1 protein-coding gene is annotated in these 5937 nt (G+C 67.7%); it reads left to right on the forward strand.

Annotated elements, in window-relative coordinates; all coding sequences use genetic code 11:
- Positions 1 to 140: 140 nt before the first annotated feature.
- Positions 141 to 5937: peroxidase family protein (locus D477_RS01160; protein ID WP_005266460.1), on the forward strand; the 5797-nt coding region annotated here is incomplete at its 3' end.

Here is a 5937-nt window from a genome sequence, read left to right on the forward strand (position 1 = left end):
ACCCCCAGCGTGGGGTGGCCCGCCCTCCCCCATTTGCAGGTTCTTTCCAAGGTCGGCTGAGGACGATGGTCTCCGGCCACAGCTAACAAACGATTCATCCGGTCGCCTGGTGTGGCTTCACGAGGCCGAGGGGTCTTCCGATGTTCAATCACCGCACCAAGGGGAAGCGGGGGGACGCGCGGGGGCGCAAGAGTCCCACCCGGGAAAGCACCCGTACGTCAGCCAAAAAACCCATCAACCGGGCCGGCAGCCGCGGCGTCGCAGGAGCGCTGGCGCTGGTCATGGCCACCTCGCTGGGCCTGCCGGCGCTGGCCGGCCCGGCACACGCCGTCGTCGGCGCAGGCTTCACTGTCACGCCGGCAGACCTGGCCTTCATCCTGAAGCAGATCAAAATCTCCGAGGCACATGTGGCCAATACGACGTCGGCCACCGGGCCTTGCGGGGCTTTGCTTGGCGTTCGCGCCGATCAAGTTCCGGGACCGCTCGTTTCCTACGGCCTGCGCACTGTCGACGGCTCCTGCAACAATCTGCAGGAGGACCGCGAGAAGTATGGCGCCGCCAACCGTGCCTTCCCACGGCTGACCGAACCCGAGTTCCGTCCGGCGGAGGACTCGCAGTCCCCGCGTGTGTCCGCCACGGCCGATCCGGGCTATGCCTCCAAGAAGGACGTCTGGGACTCCCAGCCGCGTGTCATTAGCAACCTCATCGTGGACCAGACCGCCACGAACCCCGCAGCCGTCGATGCGGCTGCTTTCCCAGTGCGCAGCCAGGCCGGCAGCGAGGGCGTTGTCCCCTGCACCACCCAGCCGACGGAAACCGAGCCCGGCGTTCCGGAGGGCTGCGTGCCTGCCGGCGAAACGCTGTTCATCCCGAATATCACTACCGACGTCGGCCTTTCCCCGCCGTACAACGGCCTCTTCCCGCTGTTCGGCCAGTTCTTCGACCACGGCCTCGACCTCGTGAGCAAGTCCGGCGGCACGGTGTACGTCCCGCTGAAGGATGACGACCCGCTGATCCCTGGCCGGGACGGCCGGCTGGGTACGGCGGACGATCTGCCCCCGCATCTGCGCTTCATGGCCGTCACCCGCGCCACCAACCAGCCGGGCCCGGACGGCGAAATGGGCACTGCCGACGACATCCAGGAAGCCAGCAACCGCACCAATCCGTACGTGGACCAGTCGCAGACCTACGCCTCGCACCCGGCGCACCAGGTCTTCCTGCGCACTTACACCGCTAACGCGGAAGGCAAGCCTGTCTCCACGGGCGAGCTGCTCACCTCGGCCGATGGCGGCATGGGCACCTGGGAGCTGCTGAAGAAGCAGGCGGCCGACCTGCTGGGCCTGCGCCTGGTCGATTCGGACGTGCTCAGCATTCCGGCAATCCTGACCGACCCGTACGGCAAGTTCATCCCCGGAGACAACGGGCTGCCTCAATACATCACGTCGACTGGCCTGGTCGAAGGCAACCTGGAAGAGCCGGTCCTGGCACCGGCGAATGTGGAGCGGATCCCCCAGGCCTTCCTGGACGACATTGCCCACAATGCCGTCCCGAATCCCGGCCTGGTTGAGGACACTGACTCCACCATCGCTCCGGCCACCTCGCGCCAGCCTGCGGGCACTTACGACGACGAAATGCTGGACCGCCACTTCGTCGCCGGCGACGGCCGCGTCAATGAGAACATCGGCCTGAGCATGATCCACCAGGTCTTCCACTCTGAGCACAACCGGCTGGTCGACGACATCCAGCAGGTCCTGCTGAAAGACGCAGAGACTTCCCAGCGCGGCAAAGACGCCCTGGAGGAATGGCAGCTTTTGGCCGGCGCCGGCGGCTGGCACGGCGAGCGCCTGTTCCAGGCCGCCCGCTTCATCACCGAGATGGAGTACCAGCACCTGGCCTTCGAGGAGTTCGCCCGCAAGGTGCAGCCCCTCATCGAGCCGTTCTCCGGCTACCACGACGACGTGGACCCGGCCATCACCGCAGAGTTCGCCCACGCAGTGTACCGGTTCGGCCACTCTATGCTGACCGACACCATCTCGCGCACCAACGAGGACGGCTCCAACAACGACATTCCGCTGCTGGAGGGCTTCCTGAACCCGGTGGCCTACACCGACGGCGGCACTGCAGGGACACTGAGCTCCCACCAGGCTGCCGGCGCCATCGCCATGGGCATGTCCAACCAGGTCGGCAACGAGATGGACGAATTCGTCACGGACACCCTGCGCAGCAACCTGCTGGGCCTGCCCCTGGACCTGCCGGCCATCAACATTGCCCGTGCCCGTGAGACCGGCGTCCCGTCCCTGAACAACCTGCGCAAGCAGCTGCACGCCAAGACCAATGACAGCCAGCTCACGCCCTACACAAGCTGGCTGGACTTCGGGCTGAACATCAAGCATCCCAAGTCCCTGGTCAATTTCGTCGCAGCCTACGGCAAGCACGAAACCATCACTTCGAAGACCACGCTGGCCGACAAGCGGGCAGCAGCCCAGCTGCTCGTCGATCCGCCCCTCGACACCCCGGCCGAGTCGATTCCGGCCGATGCCGAGGACTTCATGACCGCCTCCGGAACCTGGGAGGGCAAGGCCACTGGCCTCGACGACGTGGATCTGTGGGTCGGCGGCCTGGCCGAACGCACCAACCTGTTCGGCGGCCTGCTCGGCTCCACCTTCAACTACGTCTTCGAGAAGCAGATGCTGGACCTGCAGAACGGCGACCGCTTCTACTACCTCATCCGCACCCCCGGAATGAACCTGTTCTCGCAGCTTGAGGGCAACTCCTTCGCCGAAATGATCATGCGCAACACCAACGCACACTCGATCACCGCGGATGTCTTCTCCACCGCCGACTGCAAGTTCCAGCTGGGCAACCTTGCCGGAACCGGCACCACCGTCGTCGATGACGCAGGTTCGGAATGCAACGAGACCGAGCTGCTGGTCCGGATGCCGGATGGCACCATCCGCTACCGCACCACGAACTCCGTCGATCCGGCCGGCATCAATGGCCAGAGCGTCTTCAACGGAACGGACACCACCGACCGGACCTGGGGCGGCGTCGACAACGACACCTTCTGGGGCGGCCCCGGCAACGACCGCATCGAGGGCAACGACGGCGCCGACACCGCGCTGGGCGGCGAAGGCAACGACATCATCACCGACAGCGCCGGCGACGACGTCCACAAAGGCGGCCCCGGCAACGACGCCATCGACTCGGGGCCCGGACTGGACATCCTGCTCGGCGGCGACGGCCACGACCTGATGAACGGCGGCGCCAACACCAATGAGCACTTCGCCGGCAACGGGGACGACCTGATCATCGCCGGCGGCGGCGCGGACACCGTCTTCGCGGATTCCGGCGACGACTGGATCGAAGGCGGTGACGGTGCCGACCTGCTGCAGGGCGACTCCGGCGCACCTTTCTTCGACGATCCGAACAAGCCAGGCCATGACGTGATCAGCGGCCAGAACGGCGACGACGACTACGACGCGGAAGGCGGCGACGACATCATGATGGCAGGCCCGGGCATCGAGCGGAACGCCGGAGCAGCCGGCTTCGACTGGACCAGCTACCAGTTCGATGAGCTGCCCGCGGACTCCGACCTGGAGCTGAAACTGCTGGGCGTCCCGCTCCCGGTGGATGTGCTGCGCGACCGCCATGGCGAGGTCGAGGCCTCCTCCGGCGGCCCCAGGAACGACATCCTCCGCGGCGACTCCGTGGTCCCCCGGCTGGCCGAAGCCGAGGGCACCTCCGGCAGCAACTGGCTGGACGAAGCCGGCGTGAACCGCATCGCGGGCCTCCGCAGCCTGCTTCCGGCCGGCGCAGCCACCGGCAGCAACGTCTGGGGCGAAGGCAACATCCTCCTCGGCGGCGGCGGCAGCGACACCCTCGAAGGACGCGGCGCCGACGACATCCTCGACGGCGACAAGTACCTGAGCGTCCGGCTGAGCGTCCGCACGGACCGAAACGATCCCGCCACCGAGATCGGCTCTGCCACCTCGCTGACCAAGCCCTACCTGGCCAACAGCAGCGAAACCATCCAGCAGGCCGTCTTCGCCGGCAAGGTGGATCCGGGCAACGTGGTCATCGTCCGGGAGATCCTCGACGGCGGTCGCCCGGACGACACCGACGTCGCAGTCTTCTCCGATATCGAGGCAAACTACACCGTCACCACCACTCCCGCCGGCGCTGCAATCGGCGCTCCCGGCAGCGTCACTACCGTGACCCATAACGACGGCGGTGTCCCCGGCGACGATGGCGCAGTCACCGGCGACGGAACGGACATCTTGCGGAACATCGAGAAGCTGGTCTTCGCCGACACCCAGGCTCCGGCCGCTCCGACGGCGATCACCGCCACCGGCGCCAACGCTTCGGCAATGGTCAGCTGGTCTGCTCCGGCAGGCTCGTCGATCACCGGCTTCGAAATCCGCGTCGTGGACGCCCAAGGCAACCAGGTCGGCCTGCTGCGTCCGGCCGACGCGGAGGCAACCTCGCTGCTGGTGGATGGATTGACCAACGGCACCGCGTACCGCTTCCAGGTCCGCGCTAAGAACGAGGTCGGACCCGGTGCGTTCTCCGCCTTCAGCGAGGCCGTCACTCCGGCTCCGGTAGCCCCGGGCGCCCCGGCCATCAGTTCAGTAACCGGCGGCGACCTGCAGGCCACCGTCAACTGGACCGTCCCCGAGGACAACGGCGGCTCGGCCCTGACGGGCTTCACCGTCCAGGTCATCGACGCGGCCAACAACCAGGTCGGCGAACTGCGCACGGCACCCGCCGGCGCGACCAGCCTGGTCGTGACCGGTTTGCCCGCCGGCAGCTCCCTCCGCTTCCTGGTGGCTGCGGTCAACGCGGTCGGACAGGGCGAGTTCTCGGCAGCCTCCGAGGCCGTCAGGCCGCGGGAATCCGTCGCACCGACCGTCACCGACCGTGCCCCGGCGGCTGGAGCCGTCGACGTCGCCGTCGGCGCCAATATCGCTGTCACCTTCAGCGAGCCCGTGGACGGTGTTGAGGCCGAAACCCTGGTCCTGCGGAACGCGGCGACCAACGAAACCGTTGAGGCGGCCGTCAGCTATGACGAACCCACCACGACGGCGCTGCTGGACCCGGCCGCCGACCTGCAGGCTGGTACGGAGTACGAGGTCACGCTCACCGGCGGAGCCACCGCCGTCCGGGACGCCTTCGACAACGCCCTCGCCACCGACAGCTGGACCTTCACCACGGCCAACGCCCTGCTCAAGGACGTCGACTTCACCGGAGACGGCGACGCTGACGTCGTGGCGCGGGACGGCGAGGGACGGCTCTGGCTCTACCCGGGCGACGGCACCGGCGGCCTGGAGACCCGGACCCTCATGGGCCGCAGCGGCTGGAACGCCATGTCGGCGATCACCAGCACCGGCGACTTCAACGGGGACGACAAGGCCGACCTCATCGCCAAGGACCGTGTGGGGACCGGACAGCTCTGGCTCTACCCGGGCGACGGCGCAGGCGGGCTGGATCGCCGGATCAGGATCGGCGCGAGCGGCTGGAACGCCATGAACCACCTGTTCAGCGGCGACATGAACGGCGACGGCACCGCCGATCTGATGGCCCGCGACGTCAACGGCCGGCTGTGGACCTACCCGGGCAACGGGTCGGGCCGCTTCGAGCCCCGCGAGCTGACCGGCTCCCGAGGCTGGAACAGCATCACCGCACTGCTGAGCCCCGGTGATTTCGACGACGACGGCAACTCTGATGTCATCGCCCGGACCACCGACGGCCGGCTCTGGCTCTACCCCGGCAACGGCGCGGCCGGGCTGCGGCCCCGCAGCGTGATCGGCACCGGCTGGAACGGGATGCAAGCCATCTTCAGCCCGGGCGATCCGAGCGGCGACGGCAATCCGGACGTCATCGCCAGCGACAGCGACGGCCGGCTCTGGCTCTACCCCGGCAACGGCACCGGCGGCTGGC

This window comes from Arthrobacter crystallopoietes BAB-32 (assembly GCF_000328305.2).
GTDB lineage: Bacteria > Actinomycetota > Actinomycetes > Actinomycetales > Micrococcaceae > Crystallibacter > Crystallibacter crystallopoietes_A.